This is a genomic window from Burkholderia sp. AU17457, from assembly GCF_002223255.1.
Lineage (GTDB): Bacteria > Pseudomonadota > Gammaproteobacteria > Burkholderiales > Burkholderiaceae > Burkholderia > Burkholderia sola.
Map to the genome: position 1 here is coordinate 69,655 of NZ_NKFB01000005.1, position 25,983 is coordinate 95,637.

The following is a 25,983-nucleotide window of genomic DNA, read 5'->3' on the forward strand; positions in this document are numbered from 1 at the left end:
TGGCACCGGTTCGATAACCATTCATCCGGAGCAACCATGAGCCAAGTTTCCTCCGCTTCCCATCCGACGGTCTGTGAAGACTGGTCGCATTTTCTTCCCGGTTTCACGTTGACGCACACGGTTCATCTCGTTTCGAGACGGAATCCGGGTATTGTCTCGACCGCGGCTGCTGTGCTCGAAGGTGAAACGGCTACGGTCGATCGGTGGGCCATCACCCGCTGTGGTGACGTGCTCGAACAAAAAATCGTGCTCGGTGAAATGACGGAAGGGCAGGCGGTCCGGCTGCGTGAGCGGCTTGCGGCGCTCGATGGCGTGCTCCGGACGAGAGTGGAGCATCATTTCGTTCGGGCGGGGTCGGCCTGACATGTGTCGGAGAGCGGCCGCCAGGCGGTGGATTCTCCCGTCCCGTGCTGACGCACACGTCATTCGCGAATCGAAGCGGCTTGCTCAAGTGGCTTCAGCATTCGGCGCTGCTCAAATTTTGGCGTTACGCAACCTCAGCGCGTTCGAGATGACCGATGCGGAACTCAAGCTCATTGCAAGCGCGGCAATCATCGGCGACAGCAGCAGCCCAGTGAACGGGTAAAGTACGCCAGCTGCCAGCGGAACCCCGAGCGCGTTGTAAACGAATGCGAAGCCAAGATTCTGCTTCATGTTCGCGACGGTTGCCTCGGACAGCTGTCGGGCACGCGCGATACCGCGCAAGTCGCCCTTGACGAGCGTCACCTGAGCGCTGCTCATTGCCACGTCCGTGCCTGTTCCCATGGCCACGCCGACATCGGCCCTGGCGAGTGCGGGAGCGTCGTTTATGCCGTCGCCGGCCATCGCGACGACATGCCGGGCTTGCTGAAGCTTCGTCACGAGATCGAGCTTGTCGGCAGGCTTCACCTCGCCATGGAATTCGTCGATGCCGAGTTTCTCGGCTACGGCCTTGGCGGTGACCACACCATCACCGGTCGCCATCACGACTCGAATACCGTTCTCCCTCAATGTCGAAAGCGCTTCCGGCGTGGTCACCTTTATCGGGTCGGCGACGGACAGCAGTCCGGCCAAACTGCCATCGACCGCCAAATACATGACGCTCGCACCCTGCGCTCGGAGGCCGTCCGCTTCCTTGGCCAGCGATTCGACGGATATGGCGTCGGTCTGCATCAGCGCGGTATTGCCAAGTGCAAGTCTCCTGCCAGCGACGATTCCTCTCACGCCGATACCTGTCGCGGATTCGAAGTTTTCCGTGCGGTCCAACGTCAGCTTCTTTTCACGGGCTGCCACAACGATGGCTGCGGCAAGCGGATGCTCGCTACCTTGGTCGAGACTCGCCGCCAGACGAAGGACTTCGTCGGTCGTATATCCGTTGGCGCCCACAGCTCGATCGAACTCTGGACGCCCCTCGGTCAGCGTCCCCGTCTTGTCGACAATGAGTACGTCGACCTTGCGTAGATTTTCAATCGCAGCCGCGTCGCGAAAGAGAATCCCGGTAGCGGCGCCTTTCCCGCTCGCGACCATGATGGACATTGGCGTCGCAAGGCCCAGCGCGCATGGACACGCAATGATGAGCACCGCCACCGCATTGATGAGACCGAACACCCAGCTGGGCTCCGGCCCAAAGATGCCCCACACGAAGAACGTCAGAAGAGCGGCACTGACGACCCCGACGACAAACACGCCGGCGACTTTGTCGGCCATGCGCTGCATGGGGGCTCGGGACCGCTGCGCCTGCGCGACCATCTGCACGATTTGCGACAGGACAGTTTGGGAGCCGACCTTTTCCGAGCGAATGACGAGGCTGCCAGTCGCATTCATCGTTGCGCCAATGACGCGGTCACCAACGCGTTTGGTGACGGGAATGGGCTCGCCGGTAATCATGGACTCGTCGAGCGAACTCGAGCCGTCAGTCACCACACCGTCCGCTGGGACTTTCTCGCCGGGCCGCACGCGAAGCAGGTCTCCCACATGTACATGGGACAACGGAATGTCTTCTTCGGAACCATCCGGGTTGATGCGTCGCGCAGTCTTGGGCGCGAGCCCGAGGAGTGCCTTGATCGCGGCGGACGTTTGCGATCGGGCCTTCAGTTCGAGCAACTGTCCGAGAAGCGTCAGCGAAATGATGACTGACGCCGCCTCGAAATACACGCTGACCCGGCCGTGCGTACTGTACGTTTCAGGAAACACGCCGGGGAAGAGGGTAGCGATGACACTGTAGATATAGGCCGCGCCTGTCCCAAGCCCGATAAGCGTCCACATGTTGGGGCTGCGGTTCATGAATGAGCGCGCGCATCGCGTGAAAAACGGCAGGCCTGCCCACAAGACGACCGGCGTCGACAGAATGAACTCAGCCCAGCTCTCGCTGCGGACATCCATCAATTCGAGACGATGGCCGAACATCGCCAGGACGAAGACGACGACGGTCAGTGGCAACGTCCGCCAGAATCGACGTCGGAAATCGACTAGTTCCGGGTTTTCGCCTTCGTCGACGCTGGGCAGAATCGGTTCCAGTGTCATGCCGCACTTCGGACATTGCCCAGGATGGCCCTGACGAATTTCCGGATGCATTGGGCACGTGTAAAGGGTTCCCTCGGGTGCTGCTTGCTGCTGTTCAATGGGCGAGGGCTCGACGTACCTGGACGGCGCTGCCTTGAACTTCGTCAAGCAAGCTTCGCTGCAGAACGCGTACCACCTTGCATCGTGTTCGCAGCGAAAGCGCGACGCATCGGTCACCGCCATGCCGCAGACGGGATCGCGAAGCGAACCCGTGGAGCGCACGTGTTCGTCCTGGCCCTCATGGTGATGAGCATGCGCGTCGGGTCTGTGCCCGGTGGAAGCGGCGTGCTGGTCCGTGTCACGGGCGTGATGTCCGTCCGATGACACGTGTTCGAAAATCCGGGGGTGATAAAGCTTCTCTTCGTCGGGTTGGCCACTCATTGGACGCTCCTTTGCTCACCCGTTTCGTTTACTGAGACTGGCCGATACGTCGGTCGCGTACGCTTCGACGTGTTGAACGATAGAGCGGGAGCAACGTTCATTCCACGTTTTTTCGCTCCAGGGACAAGGGTAGGCGTACGGAATTGCGTCAGTTTGGTCCACTCATGCGGTTGTGTAACCAAGCGAAGAAGGCGCCGGCTGCAAAGAACCATACCGCGAACACAAAGGCCGGGTAGACGACAAACCACCAGGACGATGGCTCGCCCGTCTGGAGGCGCCGGAAATCGAGTCCGTGAAAAAGCGCGTTCATGAAGTTCATGAACGGTTCGGGAAGCGCCATCCATACGAGGGTGCACAGGACATAGAAGAGCACAACCGTGGCTGAGAGCGTCACGCCAGTCTTGAAGGGCTTCATGGCAGTCCCCTTATCCCGGAAGAGCGCGATCGAGTTCGGCAGCAGCGCCCGCTACGGGGCAGTCGCCTGAAATCAATGTACTCGAGCCGGGCGTTTTCCAAACAGGTTCGGCACAAAGCGCGGCGTGTGCGCCGCGTATTCACGCCACGCAGCGCCGAACCGTGCCTCGGAATCACGCTCCTCTTGTATCGCTAGTCGAACGTACATGAAAACCAGAATGGGAAACATCGCCAAGGTCACGAGCGTGGGCCATTGGAGCAGGAAGCCCAGCATGATGACGACGAATCCGACGTACTGAGGATGCCGGATTTTCGCGTAGGGTCCGGTGGTGGCCAACTCCTTGCCGCGCTGAGCTTCATACAGTACGTGCCACGCCGTGGACAACAAGTAGAAACCGCCGAGTATCAAGAAGAAACTGAGAAGGTGCGGAAGTCCGCCATGCGGGTCGCCGTGTCTGCCGGTCAAGGTCCACCAGAGGTGCCCCGCGTCGTGCGACAGCAAATTTGCTTGCGGAAAGCGCGTCTGCAACCAACCCGATAGCAAATAGATAGTGAGCGGAAACCCGTACATTTCCGCGAACAGCGCGACGATGAAGGCGGAGAATCCGCCGAACGTGCGCCAGTCCCGCTTGGTTGCCGGCTTGAAGAAGCTGAACGCGAAGATGATGAAGACGAGAGAATTGATAGCGACGAGGCTCCATAGCCCGTAGCCGTCACCGATGCTGGTCATGGCCGTCTCCCGGATCAGGACGCCCGCGGGCCGATTTCGCCCCATGGTGCCCGTGCCCATGGTGCATGAACAGATGCATCAGCGGGCACGAGAGCAACAGCAGATAGGGCAACACCCCAAGGAAGTGGGCGCGGTGTTCGGAGAGCAGGAGGAATAGCGCTATTGCAGCGAACGCTACGAGTGCAATGGCCGACCGTGATTTCCAGAACGGCCGACCATCATGCGAGTTGTCATCCACGGCTATCTCCCATTTCGTGGCGTCTCACTTCTCGGCGGGATGCTCGCGAGCAGCCTGCCGGTCCATCATTGCCTGCATCATCATCTGCATCATGTCCATGCGCGTTTCCATACTCCCCTGCCGCGACGACATCGGCATGCCGGACGAGTGAGCACTCATCATCTCCATCATGCTCATGCCGTTTTGCATGATTTTCATTTGCTCGTCCATCAGCGCAGCGCGTTCCTCGGGCGTCTTCGCGTTCATCATCTTTTCGTGCATGACGCGCATGGTTTGCATTTGGTCGTCCGCCTCGCGGTTTGACTTGGTCGGCGCTTTTGCGGTTGCTTTATTCGGATGATGGGCATCGTGAGCCGCATTGTCGGTGGCCGTCGGCGTACCAGCGATTGCAACGGCACTGATCATGCCGAGCGTCGCAATGGCGATGGCGAATTTTTGCGGGAATGCCATCTTGTCCTCCTTGAGCATGGTCATCGAGAGCCGGTCGAACCCTGAAACCACTCTATGCTGACGCCTCGTCAATGGCTTGACGTGGCTCAACGAATCACGCACCGAATTCTTCATACCTGGCACGCCGTGGCGGGGACGTGCGGCCGGTATCGGGTATCGTTCCGGGCACGCTCGACGACACGGCGTTGACGTGCATCCACGCTGCGACTGCGTGGCTACTTACGATAGGCAGTGCCCCGGCGGGCGGCGGAATGCCGGGGAATACCGGACGGAGGCGCGTCCGGGACTTCTGAAATGCACGTCAGCACAATAAGAGCGCGAAACCGCCCCTCACTCCACCGTCACCGACTTAGCCAGGTTCCTAGGCTTATCGATATCCGTCCCCCGCGCCAGCGCCGCGTGATACGCGAGCAATTGCATCGGCACCGTATGCAGGATCGGCGACAACGGCCCGTAGTACTCGTTCAGCCGAATCACCTCGATTCCCTCGCTCGGCACCAACCCACAGTCCACGTCCGCAAACACGAACAGCCGCCCATTCCGCGCACTGACCTCATGCATGTTCGACCTGAGCTTCTCGAGCAGCATGTCGTTCGGCGCAACCGCGATCACAGGCATTTCATTGCTGACGAGGGCCAGCGGCCCATGCTTCAGTTCCCCCGCCGGATAGGCCTCCGCATGAATATAGGAAATCTCCTTCATCTTCAGCGCGCCTTCGAGCGCGATCGGATAATGCATCCCGCGCCCGAGAAACAGCATGTTGTCGCGTCGCGCGAGCAACTCCGACCACGCCATGATCTGCGGTTCCAGCGCGAGCACTTTCGACATCGCATCGGGCAGATGCCGCAGCGCCCGCAGATGTTCCTTCTCCTCGTCGTCGCTCAACCGCCCGCGCACCTGCGCCAGCGACAACGTCAGCAGGAACAGCGCAACGAGCTGCGTCGTAAACGCCTTCGTCGAAGCCACGCCGATCTCGACTCCCGCACGCGTCACGAATTGCAGCGCGCATTCGCGCATCAACGCACTCGTCGCGACGTTGCAGATCGCGAGCGTGTGCGTCATCCCGCTGCGCTTCGCGACATGCACCGCGCCCAGCACATCAGCGGTTTCGCCGCTCTGCGACACCGCAACCACCAGCGTGCGCGGATTCGGCACACTGTCGCGATAACGGAACTCGCTGGCGATTTCCACACTCGCCGGCAGCTTCGCAATGCTCTCGATCCAGTACTTCGCGGTCAGCGCCGCGTGATAGCTGCCGCCGCACGCGAGCAGCAGCACCGAATCGACGTCGTTGAACACGCGCCACGCACCGTCGCCGAACAGCTCCGGCATGATCGACGAAACGTCGAGCAGCGTATCGGACACCGCCTGCGGCTGCTCGAAGATTTCCTTCTGCATGTAGTACCGATACGATCCGAGATCGGCCGCGCCGCTATGCGCGGCGACGCGTTGCACCGTGCGCTCGACGCGCTGGCCGTTCGCATCGACGATCCAGTAGCGATGCAGCTGGATATCGGCGACGTCGCCGTTCTCCAGGTAGGCAATGCGATCGGTGATACCCGACAGCGCGATCGCATCGGACGCCAGAAAATTCTCGCCTTCGCCGACCCCGACCACGAGCGGCATCCCGTCGCGCGCGCCGACGATCCGGTGCGGCTCGTCGCGGCACATCACCGCGATCGCATAGCTGCCGCGCAGTCGCGCCACCGCATGCCGGACGGCCTCGAACAGGTCGCCGTCGTAGAGATGGTCGATCAAATGCGCGATCGCCTCGCTGTCGGTCTGACTCGCGAACACATAGCCGTGCGCCTGCAGTTCCGCGCGCAGTTGATCGCAGTTCTCGATGATCCCGTTGTGCGACAGCGCGATGCGCGCATTCGCGTCGCTCGGCGAGAAGTGCGGATGCGCGTTGAGCGTGACGGGTGCGCCATGCGTGGCCCAGCGCGTATGCGCGATGCCCGTGTAACCGGACAACGCCTGCGCGGCGATCTCGCGCTGCAGGTTCGCGACACGATCGACGCTGCGGGCGCGCGCCAGCGCGCGGTCGCGGTAGACCACGACGCCGCACGAGTCGTAGCCGCGGTATTCGAGCCGTTTCAGGCCGTCGACCAGGTTGGGCAGGATGTCCCGCTGGGCAACCGCCCCGACGATTCCACACATATCGCGCTCCGTAAATGTCCTGTCTGGATCAGTGAGAGCGATGGTAGAGTCAGTGGAATGGAATTAAATTTCAAAAAATGAACAAACATGAAACAGATGGATAATCGTCTATCATGTTGAAATTAAATTTCACACTCTGACCGGAAGGAGTGGCCGATGGCCGGCATCACCCTCGACGACCTCGACCTGCGCATCCTCGCGATCCTGCAGGACGACGCGTCGGTGTCCAACCTGCAACTCGCCGAGCGCGCGCTGTCGTCGCCGCCCACCTGCATGCGTCGCGTGCGCCGGCTGACGGAGGCCGGCGTGATCCGTCGGCAGGTCGCGGTGCTGGATCCGGTCGCGATCGGCACGGGCGTCACCGCGCTGATCGAGATCAGCCTCGACCGGCAGACGGCCGAAGACTACGACGCGTTCGAAGCGTACGTGTGCGCGGAGCCGGCCGTCACGCAGTGCTATCGCGTGTCGCCGGGGCCGGATTTCGTCGTGATCGCCGATCTCGCCGACGTCGCCGAATACGACGAATTCGCGCGGCGGCTGTTCACCGGCGCGTCGAACGTCCGCAACGTGCGGACGTTTTTCTCGACGCATCGCGCGAAATTCGAAGCGAACGCGCGGGTCGCGCATGCGATGCGCAAGCGCACATGACGTGAGGCAACCGCGCCGTTCGTCCGTCGTCACTCCGCCGGCACGGCGTCCACCCGTTGCGGGATCGTCAACGTTTCGGGGCATGCGGCGCGTGACGCGCTTCGTCGATCAGAACGCAAGCGCCCGCTGCATCGGTTGATATGCGTCGCGCGAAAACCCCGCGCCTTCGAGCGACAACAGCGCGCGTTTGCGATCGATGCCGCCCGCATAACCGGTCAGGCTGCCCGACGCGCCGACCACGCGATGGCACGGCACGATGATCGATACCGGATTGCGGCCGACCGCGCCGCCCACCGCGCGCGCGCCGCTCATCGGCAATCCGACGCGCTCGGTGATATCGCCGTACGACACGAGTTCGCCGAACGGAATCGCGAGTAGTTCCTTCCATACGCGTTGCTGAAACGCGGTGCCGCGCAGGTGGATCGGCACCGAGAACGTGCCGCGCGCGCCGGTGAAGTACTCGGCGATTTCTTCCGTGACCTGGCGCGCGATGGGCGACATCGCGAGTGCGTCCGCTTCGGTCACGATCGCCACCGACGGAAAGTATTTCTGGCCGACGAAGTACAGGCCGGTCAGCGCATCGTCCTCGATGCGCACGGCGATGTCGCCCAGCGGGCTCGGAATCAGGTGAGCGGGAGTCATCGCGAGGTTTCTCCATGAAGGCGCTACATCAGGCCCTAGAACAAGAGCAGGCCAAAGCTTGTTGTTGCGAAAAGGATAAGGGCTAGGCCAACAAACGCCTTTCGCGGTGCGACCGTATGAATTAATCTTGCTGCGGCAACCGGAAGCAAGACGAATGCGGCAGAAAGAAATGCAGCCGGCGCGGCAAGCAACCACGTGAGTATGTAGTAAATCAAAAAGAATATCGCGAAAATGAGAGAAAGACATCCTCCAATTGCAATGGGATTGGTCAGGTGCGGAACATGCAAGCCGAGAGGAATGGAAATTTTGTAGAGAGGTTGGGTAAGAATTGTCACAAATGGGGTTTCGAAGAATGTATCGAATATTCCTAGAATGACCGGGCCAAATATCATCAACCCCACCTGAGGCCGTATGCCAGTGAGTGCATTCTTGTGATCGATACACCATTTTATCGAGAACCAGCCGAACATGCTTACCATGCCGATGCTTGACAGATAGCCAGCTAGTAATTGGTTTGGTCCGACAATTTTTGGGAGCATAAAGAAACAGGCGATCGATATTATCGAAATATATCGATAGAATTTTCTCAATGCATTCAAGCCATCTCGAACTTTGATATCTTTCAGGCGGGCATTGAAGCTTCCATAGCCATCTTCAAGGTGAGCAACGAAATCATTGATCTTCGGATTCTGGCGTGCCATGTCGCCCGCTAAATAGAAGCCGGAGAGAACCTGAACGCAGGTGATCAAAAATTTGAGCATAGCGGCAATATTATGTCGTTGTGATGTTCAAGGCTGAGGCCGCAGATGAGTATACTTGATCGGCTGATGTTTTTTGTATCGATTGATATGGAAAAGACTAATAATTGATCGACAAGGAGAATCAATGAATTGCGCTCCGGGCCCGACATGCCGAGCATGCGGCATTTGCGTGTCAGACCGGCCTTCGCGTTTTACGAATCGCAATTGTCGAGGAGTTGTGTGCCCGAGCCGCGGGTTGCCGCCAGTCGCAGTCCGTGTCCCAGAAAACGATTGATTCCCCGTACGAAACAGTCGTCTCTTTTGCCGCGACCAATTTGAGATGACTCATCGAAATCCCGGACTGACACGGCCCCGGCACGCGGCCTATCCTTTGAAAAACGTTTTCCAGATGGATTGGCGAAAAGTGCCTGTGCAGTAGCACATGGGCCGTTCGCCCCGGCGCCGGTCGCCGGTCAACGAACACTTCGTGCGGCGCGACGGGCGCGACCGTGCATCGGAGACATTCATGCCCTCTGCCGTCGTCGGCGCGGTGCGCGCGGCCGCCAGCCGCTATCGCTGGACCGTCTGTGCACTGCTGTTTTTCGCGACCGTCATCAACTACATGGATCGGCAGATCCTCGGCCTCCTCGCGCCGATGCTGCAGCACGACATCGGCTGGAGCCAAGTGCAGTACGGCCGCATCGTGATGGCGTTTTCGGCGTTCTATGCGCTGGGCCTGCTCGGCTTCGGGCGCATCGTCGACTGGCTCGGCACGCGCGTGTCGTACGCGGTGGCGATGCTGGTATGGAGCATCGCCGCGATGCTGCACGCGGCGGTCGGCTCGGTGACGGGCTTCGCGGCCGTGCGCGCGCTGCTCGGGATCGGCGAGGGCGGCAACTTCCCGGCCGCGATCAAGACGACGGCCGAATGGTTCCCGCGCCGGGAGCGCGCGCTCGCGACCGGCATCTTCAACTCGGGCGCGAACATCGGCGCGGTGTTCGCGCCGGCGATCATCCCGGCGATCGCGGTGGCCTACGGCTGGCGCGCGGCGTTCGTGATCATCGGCGCGATCGGCATCGTGTGGCTCGCGGTGTGGCTGGTGATGTATCGCACGGCCGACACGCGCGCGCTCGCCGCGGAATACGACGAGCCGCGCGACGAAGCCGAAGCGCTCGACGCGGCGAACGCGAACGCCGGCGCGCCGCGCTGGGGCGAACTGATCCGCAAGCGCGAGACGTGGGCCTTCCTGATCGGCAAGTTCATGACCGATCCGGTGTGGTGGTTCTACCTGTTCTGGCTGCCGAAGTGGCTCAACGAGTCGCGCGGGATGGACATGCAGCACATCGGTTTGCCGCTCGTCTGCATCTATGCGCTGACGACGGTCGGCAGCATCGGCGGCGGCTGGCTGTCGTCGATGCTGCTGCGCGCGGGCTGGAGCGTGAACCGCGCGCGCAAGACGGCGATGCTGATCTGCGCCTGCTGCGTGCTGCCGATCGCGTTCGTGTCGCAGGTGCAGAGCCTGTGGATCGCGGTGCTGATCGTCGGCCTCGCCGCCGCCGCGCACCAGGGCTGGTCGGCGAACCTGTTCACGACCGCGTCCGACCTGTTCCCGCGCCGTGCAGTCGCGTCGGTGGTCGGCATCGGCGGAATGGCCGGCTCGATCGGAGGCGTGCTGTTCTCGGAAGTGATCGGCCAGGTGCTGCAGCGCACCGGCCACTACTGGGTGCTGTTCGCGATCGGCGCGTCGGCCTACCTGATCGCGCTGGCCGTGATGCACGTGCTCACGCCGAAGATGAAGCCCGCGCAACTCGATGCGTGATGGCGTATCGGCCAAGCGACAACGCCGCCCTCGGGGCGGCGTTTTTAGTTCGGGGACGTGACGCGCGTCGCGACCGCGTCAGCCGGCCGAGGCCGTCGACGCGCGCATGATCAGCCGCGGCTCGAACGTCGAATAGCTCGCATCGGTGCGCCCGGCGAGCGCGTCGATCAGCTTCTGCATCGCGAGCTCGCCCATGTTCTCGCTCTGGATGTCGACGGTCGTCAGCGCGGGCGCCGCGTATTCGCCGTACGGCACGTTGTCGATGCCGGCGACGGACACGTCCTGCGGCAGCCGGAAGCCGAGCGACGCGGCTTCCTTCATGAAGCCGAGCGCGATCAGGTCGTTGTAGCAGATCACGGCCTGCGGGCGCTGCGGCCCGAGCATCACGCGCGAGCACGCGCGCTCGCCGGCCTCGGCGGTCGGCGCGTGCGCGTCGTGCACGTCGAGCGTGAGCCCCGCTTCGGCGAGGCAGTCGCGCGCGCCCTGGATCCGTTCGTCGTTCACGCGCGCGGTGCCGAAGCCGAGATACGCGATGCGCGTATGGCCGAGATTGAGCAGGTGGCGCGCGAGCATGTAGGTCGACAGCCGGTTGTCGATGCCGACGCTCGGAATCGGCAGGCCGGGGCTGCGGCGCAGCAGCACGAGCGGCTTGTTGAGGTCGAGCATCCAGCCGGCTTCGTCGTCGGGCATCCGCGTGCTGACGATCAGCCCGTCGACGCGCTGCGCGAGCGCCTCGATCAGCGAGCGTTCGCGCGTCTGGTTCTCCTCGGTATCGACGAGCAGCAGCGTGTAGTCGTGCTGCAGCGCGATGCGGTTCGCGCCTTTCACGACGTTCGTGAAGTGCGGGTTGCTGATGTCGAGGATCACGAGGCCGATGGTGCGCGTGCGGCCGGTGATCATCGAGCGCGCAAGCGGGTTCGACCGGTAGCCGAGCCGCTCGATCGCCTCCTTCAGCCGTGCCTCGACGGTCGGCGAGAAGCGCTGCGTGCCGTTCACGTACTTCGATACCGTCGCGACCGACACACCGGCTTCCGCGGCCACGTCGCGGATCGTCGAGGAAACTTTTTTCATTCGAAGGGTAACGTTTTCGTTCGATAACGCCCGATTGTGGCAGAAAAAGCCCGCGCGCAGACCGCCGCCGATATCGGGAAAATGCGGAGGGCTGCGAGCAGGTTCGACCATTGACGCTCGGCGGCGCGTCCGCGTATAGTTGGAAAACGTTTTCCGTCTTAGGTCAGATCCAAGGAGATTCGATGAACGTCTCATCCACCGCCGCGCGCAAACCGTTCGGCCGCCTGCTGCTGACGGGCGCGGCCGGCAACCTCGGCCGCCAGTTGCGCGGCGCGCTCGCTGACTGGGCCGACGTCGTGCGCGTCAGCGACATCGCGACGCTCGGCGACGCGGCCGCGCATGAAGAGCTCCGCGTGGTCGACCTGGCCGACCGGCCCGCCGTGATGGCGCTCGTCGACGGCGTGGACGCGATCGTCCACCTCGGCGGCATTTCGGTCGATGCGCCGTTCGACGATCTGGTCGGCGCGAACATCACCGGCACGTACAACCTGTACGAAGCCGCGCGCAAGCACAGCGTGAAGCGCGTCGTGTTCGCGAGCTCGAACCATGCGATCGGTTTCCACCCGGTCACGGAGGTGCTCGACGCCGATGCGCCGCTGCGCCCGGACAGCCTGTACGGCGTGACGAAGTGCTTCGGCGAATCGCTGTCGCGCTACTACTTCGATCGCTTCGGGATCGAGACGGTATGCCTGCGGATCGGGTCGTCGTTCGAGGTGCCGAAGAATCCGCGCATGCTCGTCACGTTCCTCAGCTACCGCGACTTCATCGAACTCGTGCGCTGCTCGCTGCTGACGAACCGCGTCGGGCACGCGATCGTCTACGGCGCGTCGGACAACCCGGTGAAGTGGTGGGACAACACGAAGGTCGGCTTCCTCGGCTTTCGCCCGCGCGACAGTTCCGAGCAGTTCGCCGGGCTGTTCCCGGTGACGGCGCCGACCGCCGATTACGACGATCCCGCGCAGCGGTTCCAGGGCGGCGGGTTCGTCGTCGGCGAGCCGATGGAGCGGAAGGCGCCGTAAGCGTCGGCAGGCGTTGCCCGCGTCAAGGTTCAACGCAGAATGTCGGTCGCCTTGTGCCGTTCATCGACGCCGTCGATCAGGATCAACGGGCCGCTCGCGTGCCGTGCGCGCAGCGGCTGGATCTGCCGGTACGCATCCGATTCGTACCACGCGCGCGCCGTGTCGAGATCGGGGAATGCGATCGCGATCAGGTCGCCGCGCCACACGCCTTCGCGTACCTCCGGGCGGGCGCCGTGAATCACGAAACGGCCGTCGTACGGCGCGAGCGTGCCATCGATCCGTTCGAGGTATTCGACGATGTCGTCGCACATGTCGACGTCGTGCAGGTGGGCGATGGCGTACGCGGTCATGGCGGGCTCCTTGGCGGGATGCGGTTCGAGGGTCGATGAAGCCCATGATCGCGACGCGGGCGGCGCGCGTCGATTACCTGCGACGTAAGCAAATCGGGGCAACCGCGCCCGCGTCGCGCTTCACTTCAGGCGCGCGGCGCGCATCGATCGATGGACGGCGCGGTGCAATCCCTCAGCACGATCCATCACGCCCGCTTGCGCGCCGGCCGCACGACGGGCGCGGGCGCCAGCGGCTCGTTCGCCTGCTCGCCCAGCCGGTCGAGCATCCGTTGCGCGGCGCCCGCACAATCCTCGCCGGCCGGCTTGTTCTCGATCTCGCCGATCAGCGTTTCCAGATGCTGCCGGTTCTGCGCGAGACGCCGTTCGAGCAGCGCGATTTCGTCGACCTTGTGCCGCAGCGCGGCCAGCAGTTGATCGTGCGGCCATGCGCCGAGATCGGGCGGCAGCACCGCGCGGATCTCGTCGAGCGAGAAGCCCGCGCCTTGCGCGCGGTCGATGATCGCGAGCCGCGTCAACGCTTCCGGCCCGTATTCCCGATAGCCGTTCGCCTGCCGGCGGGCCGGTTCGAGCAGGCCGCTCGCTTCGTAGAAGCGGATGCGCGACGCCGCGAGGCCGCTCGCTTTCGCCAGTTCGCCGATTTTCATGTTGGGTTCCAAAAGGGCTTGACCTTAAAGTTGACTTTAAAGTTATCGTGGGCCATCGTCAATCGAGGATCTGCCACGATGAATCTGTTTGCGCCCCTCACACTGCCCAACGGGGCGGTGATTCCGAACCGTCTGGCCAAGGCCGCGATGGAAGAAAACATGGCCGATGCGGACCACGCGCCGTCCGACGCGTTACTGCGCCTGTACCAGGCGTGGGCCGACGGCGAGGTCGGGCTGATCCTGACTGGCAACGTGATGGTGGACGGCCGCGCGATGACGGGGCCGAACGGCGTCGTGCTCGAAAGCGACGCGCATCTGGACCGTTTCCGCCGCTGGGCGCAGATCTCACGCTCGAACGGCGCGCACGTGTGGATGCAGATCAATCACCCGGGGCGCCAGATGCAGGCGGCGCTCGGCCAGACGACGCTCGCGCCGTCGGCCGTGCCGCTCGCGCTCGGCGCGCTGTCGAAGCAGTTTCCGGTGCCGAAGGAAATGACGGCAGCCGATATCGCCGACGTGCAGCAGCGTTTCGTGCGCGCCGCGCAGCTCGCGGAGCAAAGCGGTTTCACCGGCGTGCAGGTGCACGCGGCGCACGGCTATCTGCTGAGCCAGTTCCTGTCGCCGCTGACGAACCGCCGGCAGGACCAGTGGGGCGGCAGCATCGAGAACCGCGCGCGCCTGCTGCTCGACATCGTGAAGGCGGTGCGCGCGGCGGTGTCGCCGGCCTTCGTCGTCGCGGTGAAGCTGAACTCGGCCGATTTCCAGCGCGGCGGTTTCAGCGCGGACGACGCGAAGCGCGTGGTCGAACTGCTGAATCCGCTCGGCGTCGATCTCGTCGAACTGTCGGGCGGCAGCTACGAAGTGCCGGCGATGCAGGGCGAGGCGCGCGACGGCCGTACGCTGGCGCGCGAAGCGTATTTCCTCGAATTCGCGCGCGACATCACGGCCGTCGCGCGGATGCCGCTGATGGTCACGGGCGGCATCCGGCGCCGTGCGGTGGCCGAGCAGGTGGTGGACAGCGGCGTCGCGATGGTCGGCATCGCGACCGCGCTGTCGATCGACCCGAACCTGCCGCGCGACTGGCGCGCCGGCAAGGACAGCGCGCCGGTGCTGCAGCCGATCCGCTGGAAGAACAAGGCGCTGGGTGCGCTGGCGAACATGGCCGTCGTCAAGTTCCAGCTCACGCGATTGAGCGAAGGGCGCCGCACGCACCCGCGGGTGTCGCCGCTGCGCGCGCTGGTGCGGCAGCAACTGGCCGCGCAGTGCCAGACGCGGCGCTACCGGAAGTGGATGGCGGGGCGCGCGGCGGGCACGCGTGCGTGATGCCTCGACGCGAGCTGGCGATGCGGAAGGCTGACCGGCACGCCGCCGCGCACGTGCCGCCTTGCCCGGCGCGCGGCGGCATGCGTCCTCAGAACCGGTAGTTCGCCAGCACCTCGAACCGCCGGTCGTTGCCGAGCAGATACTGCGTTTCGTTGTAGTACGCGGACTGCACGTAGCGGCGATTGAACACGTTGTACGCGCGGGCGGTGATCGTCGTGTCCTTGCGCGGCTTCCACGCCAGGCCGAGGTCGACGGTCGTGTACGACGGCATCACGAGCTGGTTCGCGGTGTCGGCGAACCGCTTGCCGACGTACTTGACGCCCGCGATGCCCGTCCAGTCCGGCGCGAAGCGCCAGCTTACCCACAGGTTCGCGAGCCGCTGCGGGACCGACACCGGCACGTTGCCCGCGCGCGACACGGTCGTGCCGCCGGACGACTGCTGGAAATCGTCGTATTTCGCGCGCAGGATCGACACGTTCGCATCGACGCGCCAGTCCTTCGCGATCTCCGCGCCGACCGTCGCCTCGAGCCCGCGCGACGACTGCTGGCCGACCTGGATCGACTGGTTCGGGTTCACCGGGTCGGCGGTCAGCAGGTTGCCCTTCACGATCCGGTACGCGGCGAGCGTCCATTCCGCCTTGCCGTCGAGGAACGACTGCTTCACGCCGATCTCGATCTGCCGGCCGGTCGCGAGCGTGAAGTTCGCTTTCGACGCATTCAGCGACAGCAGCGAGCTGACCGGATCGGCCGCGACCGAATACTGTCCATACACGGCGAGGCCGGGCCGCACGTCGTACACGGTGCCGACGCGCCAGCCCGTGGTCGCGAACACCTTCGTGAACGCGCCGCCGTTTACGAGATCGTCGCGGTTCACGCTCGCATGGTCGTAGCGCAGACCGCCGATCACCGACCAGCGCGGCGTGATCTCGAGCCGGTTCTCCGCGAACAGCGCGTACTGGTTCGACTGGCTGCGGTACTTCGGAAACGTGCCGGCCGTGTTGATGAAACTGCCCGGATCGAAGTCGAACGGATCGACCGTCGACGTGCCCGCATACGGCGAGTTGTTGTCGTGCTGGAACGTCGTGTGGTTGAACTCGACGCCCGCCGAGAACGTGTTGCGCATGCCGAGCAGCGCGCTGCCGACGGTGGCCGTCGTCACGTTGCCGTATTGTTCCTGGTCGTGAAAGATCTCGGTGTAGCTGCTGCGCCGCACTTGCGCGCTCGACGGCAGGTACGTGTAGTACTCCGCATCCTTCCAGTGACGGTTGCTCTTCATCCGGTACAGCGTGCTCGTCACGTTCAGGCTGTCGCTCGGCTGCCAGTTCGCCGAGACGGTGGCCCAGCTGTCACGGAACGCGATGTCGGCGTCGCCGACGTTGTAGTTCTTCTTGTCGAGCGCGCGATCGCGCGCACCGTTGACGAGCGGCACGCCGAAATACTGCATCGGATGCAGGAAGCCCTGCGCGTACGAGGCCGTCACGTACAGGTCGGGCGTCACGTCGTAGCGCAGCGCGCCGGAGACCGACAGGTTGCGCGAATTGCCGCGATCGACCCAGTTCGACGATCGGTTGCCGCTGATGTCGAAGCGGTACGACAGCTTGTCGTTGATCGCGCCGCCGCTGCCGAACGCGGCCCGCGCGGTGCCTTCGGTGCCGCCGCCGATTTGCAGCTCGTTGCGGATCGGCGTGCGCGTCGGCTTCTTCGGGACGATGTTGACCACGCCGCCGATCGCACCTTCGCCGTAGATCACCGAAGCGGGGCCGCGCAGCACGTCGATATGGTCGACCGACCACGTGTCGAACGGGAACGTGACGCCGATCGCGCCGTACGGGCGCACGCCGTCGTAGAGCTGCGTGACCGACGACGCGCCGACGAAGCCGCGCGCGGCAAGCTCTGAGTTGCCGTTGCCCGGATGCGGCGACGCGCTGATGCCGGCGGCGCGGCTCACGGCGTCGATGATCGAACTGTCGCCGCGCGTGTCGAGCGTCGCGCGGCTGATCTGCTCGACGCTCGCGGGCGTTTCGAGCGGCGATAGCCCGAGATGGCTGCCGGTGTCGAGCGGTTGCGTCAGCGTGGGCGCCTTCTGCGCGTCGACGCGAATCGGTGCGAGCGTGGCGCCGGTGCCGTCGACGCCGTTTTCCTGTGCTTGTGCCTGCCCGGCCGGCGACAGCGCCGCGAGCACGGCGGCAGGCAGCATCAATCTCAACTTCATTGTTTCGGTTTCCTTCGAATGGGGGAAGCGCTTGCGTTCATCACGCCGCGGCGCGCGCCGCGCGGCCGAACAGCAGCCGGTCGAGCAACCAGACCGCGACGATCGTCAGCCCCATCAACGGGAACACGATGCCGAGCAGCACGAGCCCGGCGATCCAGCCACGCATCGGCGGCGCGCCGCGTTCGCGCGACGGTGCGCCCAGCGTCCGGGCCGGGCGGCGCTTCCACCACATCACGGTGCCCGTGACGGCCATCGCGGCCAGCCCGAGCGACAACACCGCGCAGATGATCTGGTTCGCGAGCCCGAAATAACGGCCCATGTGCAGCGACGTGCCGTACGACACCGCTCGCGATACCGCGCCGTAGTCGTCATAGCGGATGTCCTTCAGTACCGCGCCGCTGTACTGGTCGACGTAGATCGTGCGTTCTGCCTTCGGGTCGGCGGGAAAGTACGACGCGGTGAACACGCCGTCCGTGCCGGCCGGCAGCGCGAGCGTGTAGCCGCTCGTCACGCCGAGCCCGGCGACGATCGCGATCGCGCGGGCCAATGGCAGCGGCGCGGGCGTCGGCGCGGATGGCGAATGCGGGACGGGCACGTTGCCGACCGCCCACGGCGTTTGCGGCAACGGCAGGTCGTCCATCACCATCCCGGGCATCGATTCGTCCGATTCGTGGTGATGGCCGGACGCGGCGGCGGCCGGCGCGCGCGCAGTCCCGGCCGCCGCGGCGGCGCCCGGGCGCGTCGAGCGCACCGACGCACCGCCCCACGCGCCTTCCGGCGCGCCGAGGTTTACGGTCGCGGCGAGCGCCTTGAAGTTCTTGCCCCACGAGCCCGACCACGGCAGCCCGGACAGGATGAACGCGATCGTGCCGGCCGCGAGCCAGATGCCGGCCGTCGCATGAAGGCTCTTCCACAGCGGCCGGCCGCGCAGCGACAGGTCGGGCTGCAGCGCGCGCCCGACGCGTGCCGCGCCGCGCGGCCACCACAGCGCGATGCCGGTGCCGATCATCACGAAGGTCCAGCAGGCGGCGAGTTCCATCAGCAACTCGCCGGTCTTGCCGAGCAGCAGCTTGCGATGCAGCATCCGGTCGACCTGCATGAAGCGGTTCTCGACGCTCAGCGTGCCGAGCACGCTGCCGTCGTACGGGTTCACGTACACGCTCTCGCGGCTGCCGTCGCGCAGCCGGAAAACGTACTCGGCGCTGCGGTCCGGCGCGGAGGAAACTTGCACGGAAACCGGCGTTGCGCCTGCCGGCATCGCGGTGCGGGCGCGGGCGAGCAGCGTGTCGGCATCGAGCCGCGGCGTCGCGCGCGGTTCGACGACCAGCCGGTGCGGATACAGCAGCGGCTCGATCTGCGGCTGGAAGCAGTAGAGCGTGCCCGTGATCGCGAGGATCACGAGGAACGGCATCACGAACAGGCCGGCATAGAAATGCCAGCGCCAGAGCGTCCGGTAACCGGCGCTGGCGGAACGGGCGGGCGAGATGGCCCGATCGACGATGGTCGACATGGTGTGAACTCCTCGGCTTCGTCGAGCGGCGGGGCCGGCGCGGGCCGGCGGCCGTCAACGTGCGTCGCACCCGCGTGCATGCGTCGGCGCGGCAGGCGGCGCCGCGCGTTGCGCAAACGGAGCGCAAGGCGGCGTCGCCCGCGCGAAGCGGGCATGCGGGTGAACGCGTGAATCAGGTCGGGCGAAACGAACGGCGTGAACGCGCATGCACGTCGACGTGCATGCGTCACAGGGCGGAACGTTCAGCAGAACCGGGGAGGTGCGCGGGAGGGCGGGCGATCGTCGAATATCGATCGCACGAAAGGAGGACTGTAGCAGTGGACGCGGAAGCGCCGCGGCGGCGCCGCGGGAAACAGCAGCACCAGCAGCGCGAACGACGCGAGCGCGGTGAACAGCGCGGCGCCGAATGCGCACAGGCCGTCGCCGTCGCCGGAGGAGGCGGCCTTGTCGGCGTGCGCGTCATGCTTGAGCGCGTCGACGAGCGCGAGCGCATCGTTGGCCGGCGTGATCGGCGCGCTCGCGTCGAAGCGGGCGGCCAGTGCGGCGCCGGCGACGATCAGCGGGCCGCGGCCCGAACACAGCACCACCGAGCCCGCCTCCGGACCGTCCGGATCGAGCATCACGGCGCCCGACATCAGCGCGCGGGACAGCAGCGTCACGAGGAGGAACCCCCACAGCAACTGTCGCGCGACGCCTGGCCGGAGCAGGAAGCGGCGAAGTGCGTTCATGGCGCGCGATTGTACCGCCGTTTGCGCGCGGGGGCAGGCGGGCCGTGCGTGTGCGGGAGCGAATCTCGCCTGGCCGGCGTGGCCGCGATGGTCGTGCGCGGCCCGGTCCGTTGCGCCGGCTTACACCGGATACGCGTCGTCGACCTTCAGGTTCGCGAGCCGGAACAGCGTGCGCAGCGTCTGCGGATGAATGTCGCGGTGCGCGGCGAGCGACGTCAGCATGAAGTCGAGCACCTTCGCGTAGCGGAGCAGCACGAGGCAGCGCGCGAGATCGGGCGTGCGACCGCGCATGTCTTCGGCAAGCGTGACCATTTGCGTCGACAGCGTGTGCGCCATCTCGAGTTCCATCTGCTGTTTTTCGGTCCAGTCGGGCAGCGGCTGTTCAAGCACCTTCGCGAGGAAGAGCTGGAACGACGAATCGGACGAGTTGGGCTGCGCATCCATGGAGAGCCTCGTTGCGTGTGCATATCGTACGGGCGGATCCGGGGGAGCGCCCGAGGGTGAATTCGTGTCCGCGCGGTACCGGGCGCGGCTTCTGCCCGAACGGAATGCAGATTCCGTACCAGCGCCGCCGGACGATTGTTGAGTAATGTTGAGCCGCGGTCCGGCATCGCTCGGCGAGTCCCGTCGGGACTGGATCGCGCAGGCGATCGAGGAGGGTGTCGATGGGCGGCAGGCAGACGGTATCGAACGCCGGAAGCGGCTCGACGACGCGAAATGCTTCACGGATGTAACGTAACGCGGACATCGGGCGCGTCGTGCGTTTCTGCCGGCGAAAGGCCGGAACGGCGCGTAGCGGGCGGTTCGGCCACACCGGCCGTGCGTTCGCGACGGGAAACGACCGCATGGAGCGCCCGTTGCCGCATCGCGCGAACCGGCGGCGCATGCGCCAGGTGTTTCAAAACAGAGACGGTCCGAGCGCGGCGATCGGTTGCATGGCCACACAACTGGCCCAGCGAATTGCCGCGCAATTGTCCATGGGCAGACGACGCAGGTTTGCCAACAATCTCCCGATCGTCTCCGCGAGGTTCGACATGAGCGTCCACGCCTTCTTCTCCGCCAACCTGCTGCTTGCCTACACCGCGTATTTCATCGGCACGGCGAGCCCCGGGCCGAGCAATCTCGCGATCATGTCGGTCGCTGCGAACCAGGGCCGCAAGGCGGCGCTCGCGTTCGCGCTCGGCGTGATTTCGGGGTCGATGTTCTGGGCGACGGTGGCGGCGCTCGGCGTCTCGGCCGTGCTACTCGCGTGGTCGAAGCTGCTGGTCGCGATCAAGGTGTTCGGCGGGCTGTACCTGCTGTGGCTCGCGTTCAAGTCGGGGCGCACGGCGCTGTCGGGCCCGCCGGCGGCAGCGGCGAACGCGGCGCGCGAGCAGCGGCTGTCGCGTTTCTACGTGCGCGGCGCGATGCTGCACCTGACCAATCCGAAGGCGATTCTCGTGTGGGTGTCGATCGTCGCGCTGTCGTCGAACGGCGCGGGCGGCGCGCACGGCGCCGTCGTGCCGGGCTGCCTCGCGATCGGCTGTCTCGTGTTCGGCGGCTATGCGCTGGTGTTCTCGATGGACGGTGCGCGCCGGTTGTACGTGCGCGGGCGGCGCGCGATGGAAGCGTGTCTGGCCGTCGTGTTCGGCGTGGCGGGCATTCGGCTGCTGGTGACGAACGTCTAGCCGCACGGTGCGTGCCCGAAACCCTCCGCCGCACCGACGTGCGACGGAGGCGCCTGCATCGATCAAGCCCGCTTCAGAAAATGAAGCCCGTATTGATGAACTTCGAGTGGTGATCCGACACGATCGAATCGAGCAACTGCTTGCTGCTGTCGGTCTGCTTCGCCGCGACCATCGAGCGGATCGAGAACGCGCGCAGCGCGTCGCTCACCGACAGCGTGCCTTCCGCCGAATCCTTGCGGCCTGCGAACGGGAACACGTCGGGCCCGCGCTGGCACTGGCAATTGATGTTCACGCGGCACACCTGGTTCACGAGCGGATCGACGAGTGCGCCGATCTGCGCCGGATCCGAACCGAAGATGCTGACCTGCTGGCCGTGCTCCGACGTCGTCACGTAGTCGAGCGCGGTGTCCACGTCGTCGAACGGCGCGACCGGAATGATCGGCCCGAACTGTTCCTCGCGGTACAGCTTCATCCCTTCGGACACCGGATACACGACGGCCGGGTAGAACAGCGTCTTGCTGAACTCGCCGCCCGACTGATTGACGACGTGCGCGCCCAACGCCCTCGCATCGTCGATCGCATCCGTCATGTACGCGGTGCGGTGCATGCCGGGCAGCGGCGTGATGCTGACGCCCTTTTCCCACGGCATGCCGATCTTCAGCTGTTCGAGCGCGGCGGTGAAGCGCTTCAGGAATTCGTCGACGATCGAGCGATGCACCAGCAGCATCTTCAGCGCGGTACAGCGCTGGCCGTTGAACGACAGCGCGCCGAGCAGGCACTCCTTCACGGTGAGGTCGAGATCGGCGTCGGGCAGCACGATCGCCGCGTTCTTCGCGTCGAGGCCGAGGATCGCGCGCAGCCGGTGCGACTTCGGGTGCTGCTTCTTCAGGTGATCGGCCACCTTGCTCGAGCCGATCAGCGCCAGCACGTTGATCTTGCCCGATGCGAGCATGTGCGGCACGACCACCGCGCCCGGTGCGTAGATCGTGTTGATCACGCCCTTCGGGAACGCGTCGCGGAACGCTTCGAGCAGCGGCTTGAACAGCAGCGTGCCGTACTGAGGCGGCTTGAACACCACGGTGTTGCCCATCAGCAGCGCGGGGATCAGCGTCGCGAAGGTTTCGTTCAGCGGATAGTTGTACGGGCCCATGCACAGCACGACACCGAGCGGCGTGCGGCGGATCTGGCCGATCGTGCCTTCCGCGATCACGAAGCGCGAGTTCGCGTTGTCGAGCTCCTTCAGCGCGTCGATCGTCTGCGTCATGTACGTGACGGTGCGGTCGAACTCCTTCTGCGAATCGGCGAGGCTCTTGCCGATCTCCCACATGATCAGGTTCACGACGAGTTCGCGCTGCGCGACCATCCGCTTGATGAAGTCCTGCATGCACGCGATGCGCTGTTCGACCTTCATCGTCGGCCACTCGCCGCGGCCGGCGTCGTACGCGCGCACCGCGGCGTCGAGCGCCGCGTCGCTTTCCGTTTCGCCCATCACCGGGTAGCTGCCGATCTCGACCTGCTCGACGCTGCCGTCCGCCTGCCGCACGCACACGGGCGACAGCACGGTCTTGGTCGCGCCGTCCCACGGTCGCAATTCGCCGTCGACGAGCGACACGCGCTGGTGAATCGGCGAAGCCAGCCGGAATTCGGCGGGGATGTCCTGTAATGCGGGAAACAGGTGCTGCAGGGAGGCGGAATCGGGCATGACGGTCTCGTTTGACGGGGTGTCCGGGAAGGACGGGCGATGCGAATCCTGAACGGGATGATCCTCGATCCTGAATCGGCATCATGACGCGCACGCGACTCCTCGTCACGCGCGAATATGGCCGATTCAACGAATGGAACCAGTTCCATTTAAAAGGAACGCCGCAACGAATGCAACATGGCGGAAACCGCGTCGCAATTACCGTAAGCATTCGGAAAGACTGTTGCCGAATCGCCGGTATAACGGCCGGGGTGCAACCGCAAACGTTTTACTTCGCCCGAATTGAGCGGATAATGGCCGGACGCGGCGAGGAAAAAAATGCAGTGAACCTGAGAGCAGACGTAGTGAAGAACAGAAGAAGATCGCCGCACCGCCGATACGAGGTCGGCTGCCCGGAGCGCCGGGTCGGGGTTGCCCGGTCCGGCGCGCACCGGACTGTTGAATCCGCTCCGCCTGCATGACCCGATCCTTCGTGGTCCTTCCCGCTTCTCCGTCTCCATATCCCGATCCCGCTTTTTTACCGATCGTCGCCGCATGAGGCGACCGATCAATGCTTTCTTTTTCATTACATCCGTGCCGCCCGATCACCCGAAATAGAAAGGCATTCGTCAGGAATGCAGAGCGCGATGCGCGTTCACGTTGCGGGCAGGCGACACGTTAAAAATTAACTAAAAACACGAATCATTCTCGTTTATTATTTCGCCGCATTACCGGCCGTGACGGGGCGTCACGGCTTTTTTCGTGCCGGTTGCGCCGGCCGGCGGGCTGCCGTTCGCCGTTTTCTTCACCCCCTTCTACGTTCACGATGAAACTCAACACGAGCGCGTGCCATGCGCTTCTGATCGCCACGTCGCTGGCCGGCGCCCGCACTTCGTTTGCACAAGCGGCCGACGCCGCGGCGACCCTCCCCGCGATTTCCGTCAACGCGGCCGCCGAGCATGCGTCGTACGACGGCGGCCATTCGCGCGCGGCGACCAAGACCGACATGTCGCTGATGGACGTGCCGCAGACCGTGAACGTCGTGCCGCACGCGGTGATCGAGGATCAGAACGCGACGTCGCTGCAGGACGCGTTGCGCAACGTGCCGGGCGTCGGCTTCTCGGTCGGCGACGGCCAGCGCGACCAGATCACGATCCGCGGCTTCAACAGCATCACCGACCAGTACGTCGACGGCATTCGCGACGACGCGCTGTACTACCGCGACCTGTCGAACGTCGATCGCGTGGAGGTGCTGAAGGGGCCGGCGGCGGTGCTGTACGGGCGCGGCTCGGCGGGCGGCATCGTGAATCGCGTGCTGAAGCGGCCGCAGGCGAACCCGGTGAACGACGTGGGCGTGACGCTCGGCACGCGCGGCGAGCGGCGCGGCGAATTCGACCTCGGCTGGAACGCGAACGACGCGGCGCGCTTCCGCATGACCGGCGCGGCCGAGAATTCGAACAGCTTTCGCGATCAGTTCCAGCTCAACCGGCAGGCGATCGCGCCGTCCGCGCAGTTCAAGCTCGACCGCGACACGGTGCTGAACGTCGAATTCGACTACCTGCACGACCGCCGCACGTCCGACCAGGGGGTGCCCGCGTATCGCGGCCGGCCGGTCGACGTGCCGATCAACACGTACTACGGGTCGGCCGACGGGGTGAACAGTTCGTACAACGACGTTTCCGCGAAAAGCGCGACGGTGTCGCTCGATCACCGCTTCAACGATTCGCTGTCGTTCCACGGCGCGATCCGCGCGTACGACTTCTCGCTCGAGCGGAAGAACTACGTGAACTACGAGCCGATCAAGACTGCCGCGCACCCGGTCGTCACGCTCGACCAGTCGACGCGCCAGCGCACCGATCACGGCATCGACGGGCTGTTCGAACTCACGCAGAAGACGTCGCTGTTCGGCATGCGCCACGAGCTGCTGTACGGGCTGGAGCTGTCGCAGCAGCAGAAGTTCGACACGATCTACAGCGTGACGAAGGTCGCGACCTACGATCTCTTCAATCCGCAGCCGGTCGTCCTGCCGGGCGTGCCGACCGGCACGCGTGCGAAGACGAACGCGTCGACCGTCGTCGGGCTCGCGGGTGTCTATGCGCAGGACCTGATCTCGCTGACCGAACACTGGAAGGTGCTCGCCGGCCTGCGGTTCGACTACCTGAACCAGATCCGCCACGACTACACGTCGTCGAACGTCAATCTCGACCGTACCGATCATGCGTGGAGCCCGCGCGTCGGGCTGATCTACGAACCGCTCGACTGGCTCACGCTGTACGGGTCGTTCAGCCAGTCGTTCTCGCCGCTGGCCGACACGCTGATCAGTTCCGGCGCGTTCTCGAACGGCGCCGCGCTCGCGCCGCAGAAGACCACCGCGTATGAAGTCGGCTCGCGCTTCGACCTCGGCGGCAAGGCGACGGCCAGCGTCGCGCTGTTCGACATGCGCCAGACCAACCAGCAGATCGGGGATCCGGCGAATCCCGGCTACGCGCTGCCGATCGGCACGCAGCACGTGCGCGGGATGGAGCTCGGCTTCACCGGCGAGATCGCGCCGAAGTGGTCGGTGTATGCGGGTTACGCGTACCTGAACGGTACGGTGGACGGTTCCGCGCAATCGACGGCGGCCGGCGTCGCGGTGTCGAGCAACACGCCGGGGCTGATGCCGCGCCACAGCGCGAACCTGTGGCTCAAGCGCGAGCTGCCGTACGGCTTCTACGCGGCGGCCGGCATGCAGTTCCAGTCGGCGCGCTATACGTCGGCGAGCGATCTCGTCACGCTGCCGTCGTTCACGGTGTTCAACCTGGGCGCCGGCTATCGCAGCAAGAAGGTCGACGTGACGCTCACGCTCGACAACCTGTTCAATCGCCGCTACTTCATCTCCGCGCACGGCAACGCGGACCTGTACAACATGCCCGGCGATCCGCGCACGCTGACCGCCACGGTGAAGTGGCACATGTAACGCACGCGGTGCGCGACGATACGGGTCTTCGTCACGATGATCCGCGCTTCGCTGCCCAT

24 protein-coding genes are annotated in these 25,983 nt (G+C 64.8%); 7 read left to right on the top strand and 17 right to left on the bottom strand.

Translation table 11 applies throughout. The annotated features are described in order from the left end of the window. Positions 1-36: 36 nt before the first annotated feature. Positions 37-363, top strand: a complete 327-nt coding sequence (locus tag CFB49_RS36350) for a hypothetical protein (protein ID WP_176730216.1) — start codon at positions 37-39, stop codon at positions 361-363. A 111-nt stretch (positions 364-474) separates the two neighbouring features. Here the strand turns inward: CFB49_RS36350 and CFB49_RS17570 are convergent, their stop codons facing one another. The 6 genes from CFB49_RS17570 to glmS form a co-directional block, all read right to left on the bottom strand. Then, on the bottom strand, positions 475-2,922 hold the full coding sequence (locus CFB49_RS17570) for a heavy metal translocating P-type ATPase (RefSeq protein WP_089491895.1): 2,448 nt from the start codon (positions 2,920-2,922) through the stop codon (positions 475-477). A 148-nt stretch (positions 2,923-3,070) separates the two neighbouring features. Continuing rightward, the gene (locus CFB49_RS17575; protein WP_069618990.1) at positions 3,071-3,337 is read right to left on the bottom strand and encodes a DUF5676 family membrane protein; all 267 of its coding nucleotides are present in this window, start codon (positions 3,335-3,337) and stop codon (positions 3,071-3,073) included. A 72-nt stretch (positions 3,338-3,409) separates the two neighbouring features. Further along, positions 3,410-4,066 carry a methyltransferase family protein gene (locus CFB49_RS17580; protein WP_089435916.1) on the bottom strand — a complete coding sequence of 219 codons (657 nt, stop codon included), beginning with the start codon at positions 4,064-4,066 and terminating at the stop codon, positions 3,410-3,412. Continuing rightward, entirely contained in the window at positions 4,050-4,304 is a 255-nt protein-coding gene (locus CFB49_RS17585) for a DUF2933 domain-containing protein (RefSeq protein ID WP_084044288.1), read from the bottom strand. Before CFB49_RS17585 ends, CFB49_RS17580 begins: the two co-directional genes overlap by 17 nt. Before the next feature lie 24 nt (positions 4,305-4,328). Next, positions 4,329-4,778, bottom strand: coding sequence for a hypothetical protein (locus CFB49_RS17590; RefSeq protein WP_249190392.1), 450 nt, complete (start codon positions 4,776-4,778; stop codon positions 4,329-4,331). A gap of 306 nt (positions 4,779-5,084) precedes the next feature. Beyond that, complete coding sequence (gene glmS, locus CFB49_RS17595; protein WP_089491896.1) at positions 5,085-6,914, bottom strand: glutamine--fructose-6-phosphate transaminase (isomerizing); 1,830 nt, start codon at positions 6,912-6,914, stop codon at positions 5,085-5,087. Positions 6,915-7,070: 156 nt separating this feature from the next. On the opposite strand from glmS, the gene CFB49_RS17600 reads away from it, so the two are divergent. Beyond that, positions 7,071-7,562, top strand: a complete 492-nt coding sequence (locus CFB49_RS17600) for an Lrp/AsnC family transcriptional regulator (RefSeq protein ID WP_089435930.1) — start codon at positions 7,071-7,073, stop codon at positions 7,560-7,562. Between the two features lie 108 nt (positions 7,563-7,670). Here the strand turns inward: CFB49_RS17600 and CFB49_RS17605 are convergent, their stop codons facing one another. Both CFB49_RS17605 and CFB49_RS35750 read right to left on the bottom strand, forming a co-directional pair. Next, the gene (locus CFB49_RS17605; RefSeq protein WP_089491897.1) at positions 7,671-8,204 is read right to left on the bottom strand and encodes a methylated-DNA--[protein]-cysteine S-methyltransferase; all 534 of its coding nucleotides are present in this window, start codon (positions 8,202-8,204) and stop codon (positions 7,671-7,673) included. A 35-nt stretch (positions 8,205-8,239) separates the two neighbouring features. Beyond that, positions 8,240-8,965 (bottom strand): hypothetical protein, encoded by a 726-nt coding sequence (locus CFB49_RS35750; RefSeq protein WP_143329297.1) that lies wholly within the window; start codon positions 8,963-8,965, stop codon positions 8,240-8,242. 505 nt (positions 8,966-9,470) lie between these two features. Between CFB49_RS35750 and CFB49_RS17610 the strand changes: the two genes are divergently transcribed. Further along, the gene (locus CFB49_RS17610) at positions 9,471-10,763 is read left to right on the top strand and encodes an MFS transporter (RefSeq protein WP_069619070.1); all 1,293 of its coding nucleotides are present in this window, start codon (positions 9,471-9,473) and stop codon (positions 10,761-10,763) included. Between the two features lie 78 nt (positions 10,764-10,841). Here the strand turns inward: CFB49_RS17610 and CFB49_RS17615 are convergent, their stop codons facing one another. Further along, a complete protein-coding gene (locus tag CFB49_RS17615; RefSeq protein WP_089491898.1) occupies positions 10,842-11,945 on the bottom strand; it encodes a LacI family DNA-binding transcriptional regulator in 1,104 nt (367 codons plus the stop codon). A gap of 71 nt (positions 11,946-12,016) precedes the next feature. On the opposite strand from CFB49_RS17615, the gene CFB49_RS17620 reads away from it, so the two are divergent. After that, positions 12,017-12,853, top strand: coding sequence for an NAD-dependent epimerase/dehydratase family protein (locus CFB49_RS17620; protein ID WP_089491899.1), 837 nt, complete (start codon positions 12,017-12,019; stop codon positions 12,851-12,853). 29 nt (positions 12,854-12,882) lie between these two features. Here CFB49_RS17620 and CFB49_RS17625 read toward each other — a convergent pair whose 3' ends face one another. Together CFB49_RS17625 and CFB49_RS17630 are read right to left on the bottom strand one after the other, a co-directional pair. Further along, positions 12,883-13,203 (bottom strand): DUF1330 domain-containing protein, encoded by a 321-nt coding sequence (locus CFB49_RS17625; RefSeq protein ID WP_089491900.1) that lies wholly within the window; start codon positions 13,201-13,203, stop codon positions 12,883-12,885. Positions 13,204-13,388: 185 nt separating this feature from the next. Next, positions 13,389-13,847 (bottom strand): MerR family transcriptional regulator, encoded by a 459-nt coding sequence (locus CFB49_RS17630; RefSeq protein WP_089435937.1) that lies wholly within the window; start codon positions 13,845-13,847, stop codon positions 13,389-13,391. Between the two features lie 78 nt (positions 13,848-13,925). Here CFB49_RS17630 and CFB49_RS17635 point away from each other — a divergent pair, with 78 nt between their 5' ends. After that, complete coding sequence (locus CFB49_RS17635) at positions 13,926-15,170, top strand: NADH:flavin oxidoreductase/NADH oxidase family protein (RefSeq protein ID WP_089435938.1); 1,245 nt, start codon at positions 13,926-13,928, stop codon at positions 15,168-15,170. A gap of 88 nt (positions 15,171-15,258) precedes the next feature. On the opposite strand, the gene CFB49_RS17640 is transcribed toward CFB49_RS17635, so the two are convergent. From CFB49_RS17640 to CFB49_RS17655, 4 genes are all read right to left on the bottom strand, one after another. Continuing rightward, entirely contained in the window at positions 15,259-17,382 is a 2,124-nt protein-coding gene (locus CFB49_RS17640; RefSeq protein WP_089491901.1) for a TonB-dependent receptor, read from the bottom strand. Between the two features lie 40 nt (positions 17,383-17,422). Then, positions 17,423-18,892, bottom strand: a complete 1,470-nt coding sequence (locus CFB49_RS17645; RefSeq protein ID WP_089491902.1) for a PepSY-associated TM helix domain-containing protein — start codon at positions 18,890-18,892, stop codon at positions 17,423-17,425. 242 nt (positions 18,893-19,134) lie between these two features. Continuing rightward, positions 19,135-19,620: a hypothetical protein gene (locus tag CFB49_RS17650; protein ID WP_089435941.1), complete on the bottom strand. Its 486-nt coding sequence runs from the start codon at positions 19,618-19,620 to the stop codon at positions 19,135-19,137. A gap of 120 nt (positions 19,621-19,740) precedes the next feature. Then, positions 19,741-20,064, bottom strand: a complete 324-nt coding sequence (locus CFB49_RS17655) for a hypothetical protein (protein ID WP_050018102.1) — start codon at positions 20,062-20,064, stop codon at positions 19,741-19,743. A gap of 590 nt (positions 20,065-20,654) precedes the next feature. On the opposite strand from CFB49_RS17655, the gene CFB49_RS17660 reads away from it, so the two are divergent. Next, a complete protein-coding gene (locus CFB49_RS17660; protein ID WP_089491903.1) occupies positions 20,655-21,287 on the top strand; it encodes a LysE family translocator in 633 nt (210 codons plus the stop codon). Between the two features lie 73 nt (positions 21,288-21,360). On the opposite strand, the gene CFB49_RS17665 is transcribed toward CFB49_RS17660, so the two are convergent. Both CFB49_RS17665 and CFB49_RS36355 read right to left on the bottom strand, forming a co-directional pair. Beyond that, complete coding sequence (locus CFB49_RS17665; protein WP_089491904.1) at positions 21,361-22,989, bottom strand: NADP-dependent glyceraldehyde-3-phosphate dehydrogenase; 1,629 nt, start codon at positions 22,987-22,989, stop codon at positions 21,361-21,363. Positions 22,990-23,138: 149 nt separating this feature from the next. Continuing rightward, the gene (locus tag CFB49_RS36355) at positions 23,139-23,555 is read right to left on the bottom strand and encodes a hypothetical protein (RefSeq protein ID WP_179234917.1); all 417 of its coding nucleotides are present in this window, start codon (positions 23,553-23,555) and stop codon (positions 23,139-23,141) included. Between the two features lie 239 nt (positions 23,556-23,794). On the opposite strand from CFB49_RS36355, the gene CFB49_RS17675 reads away from it, so the two are divergent. Further along, on the top strand, positions 23,795-25,924 hold the full coding sequence (locus CFB49_RS17675; protein ID WP_069618972.1) for a TonB-dependent receptor: 2,130 nt from the start codon (positions 23,795-23,797) through the stop codon (positions 25,922-25,924). Positions 25,925-25,983: the final 59 nt, after the last annotated feature.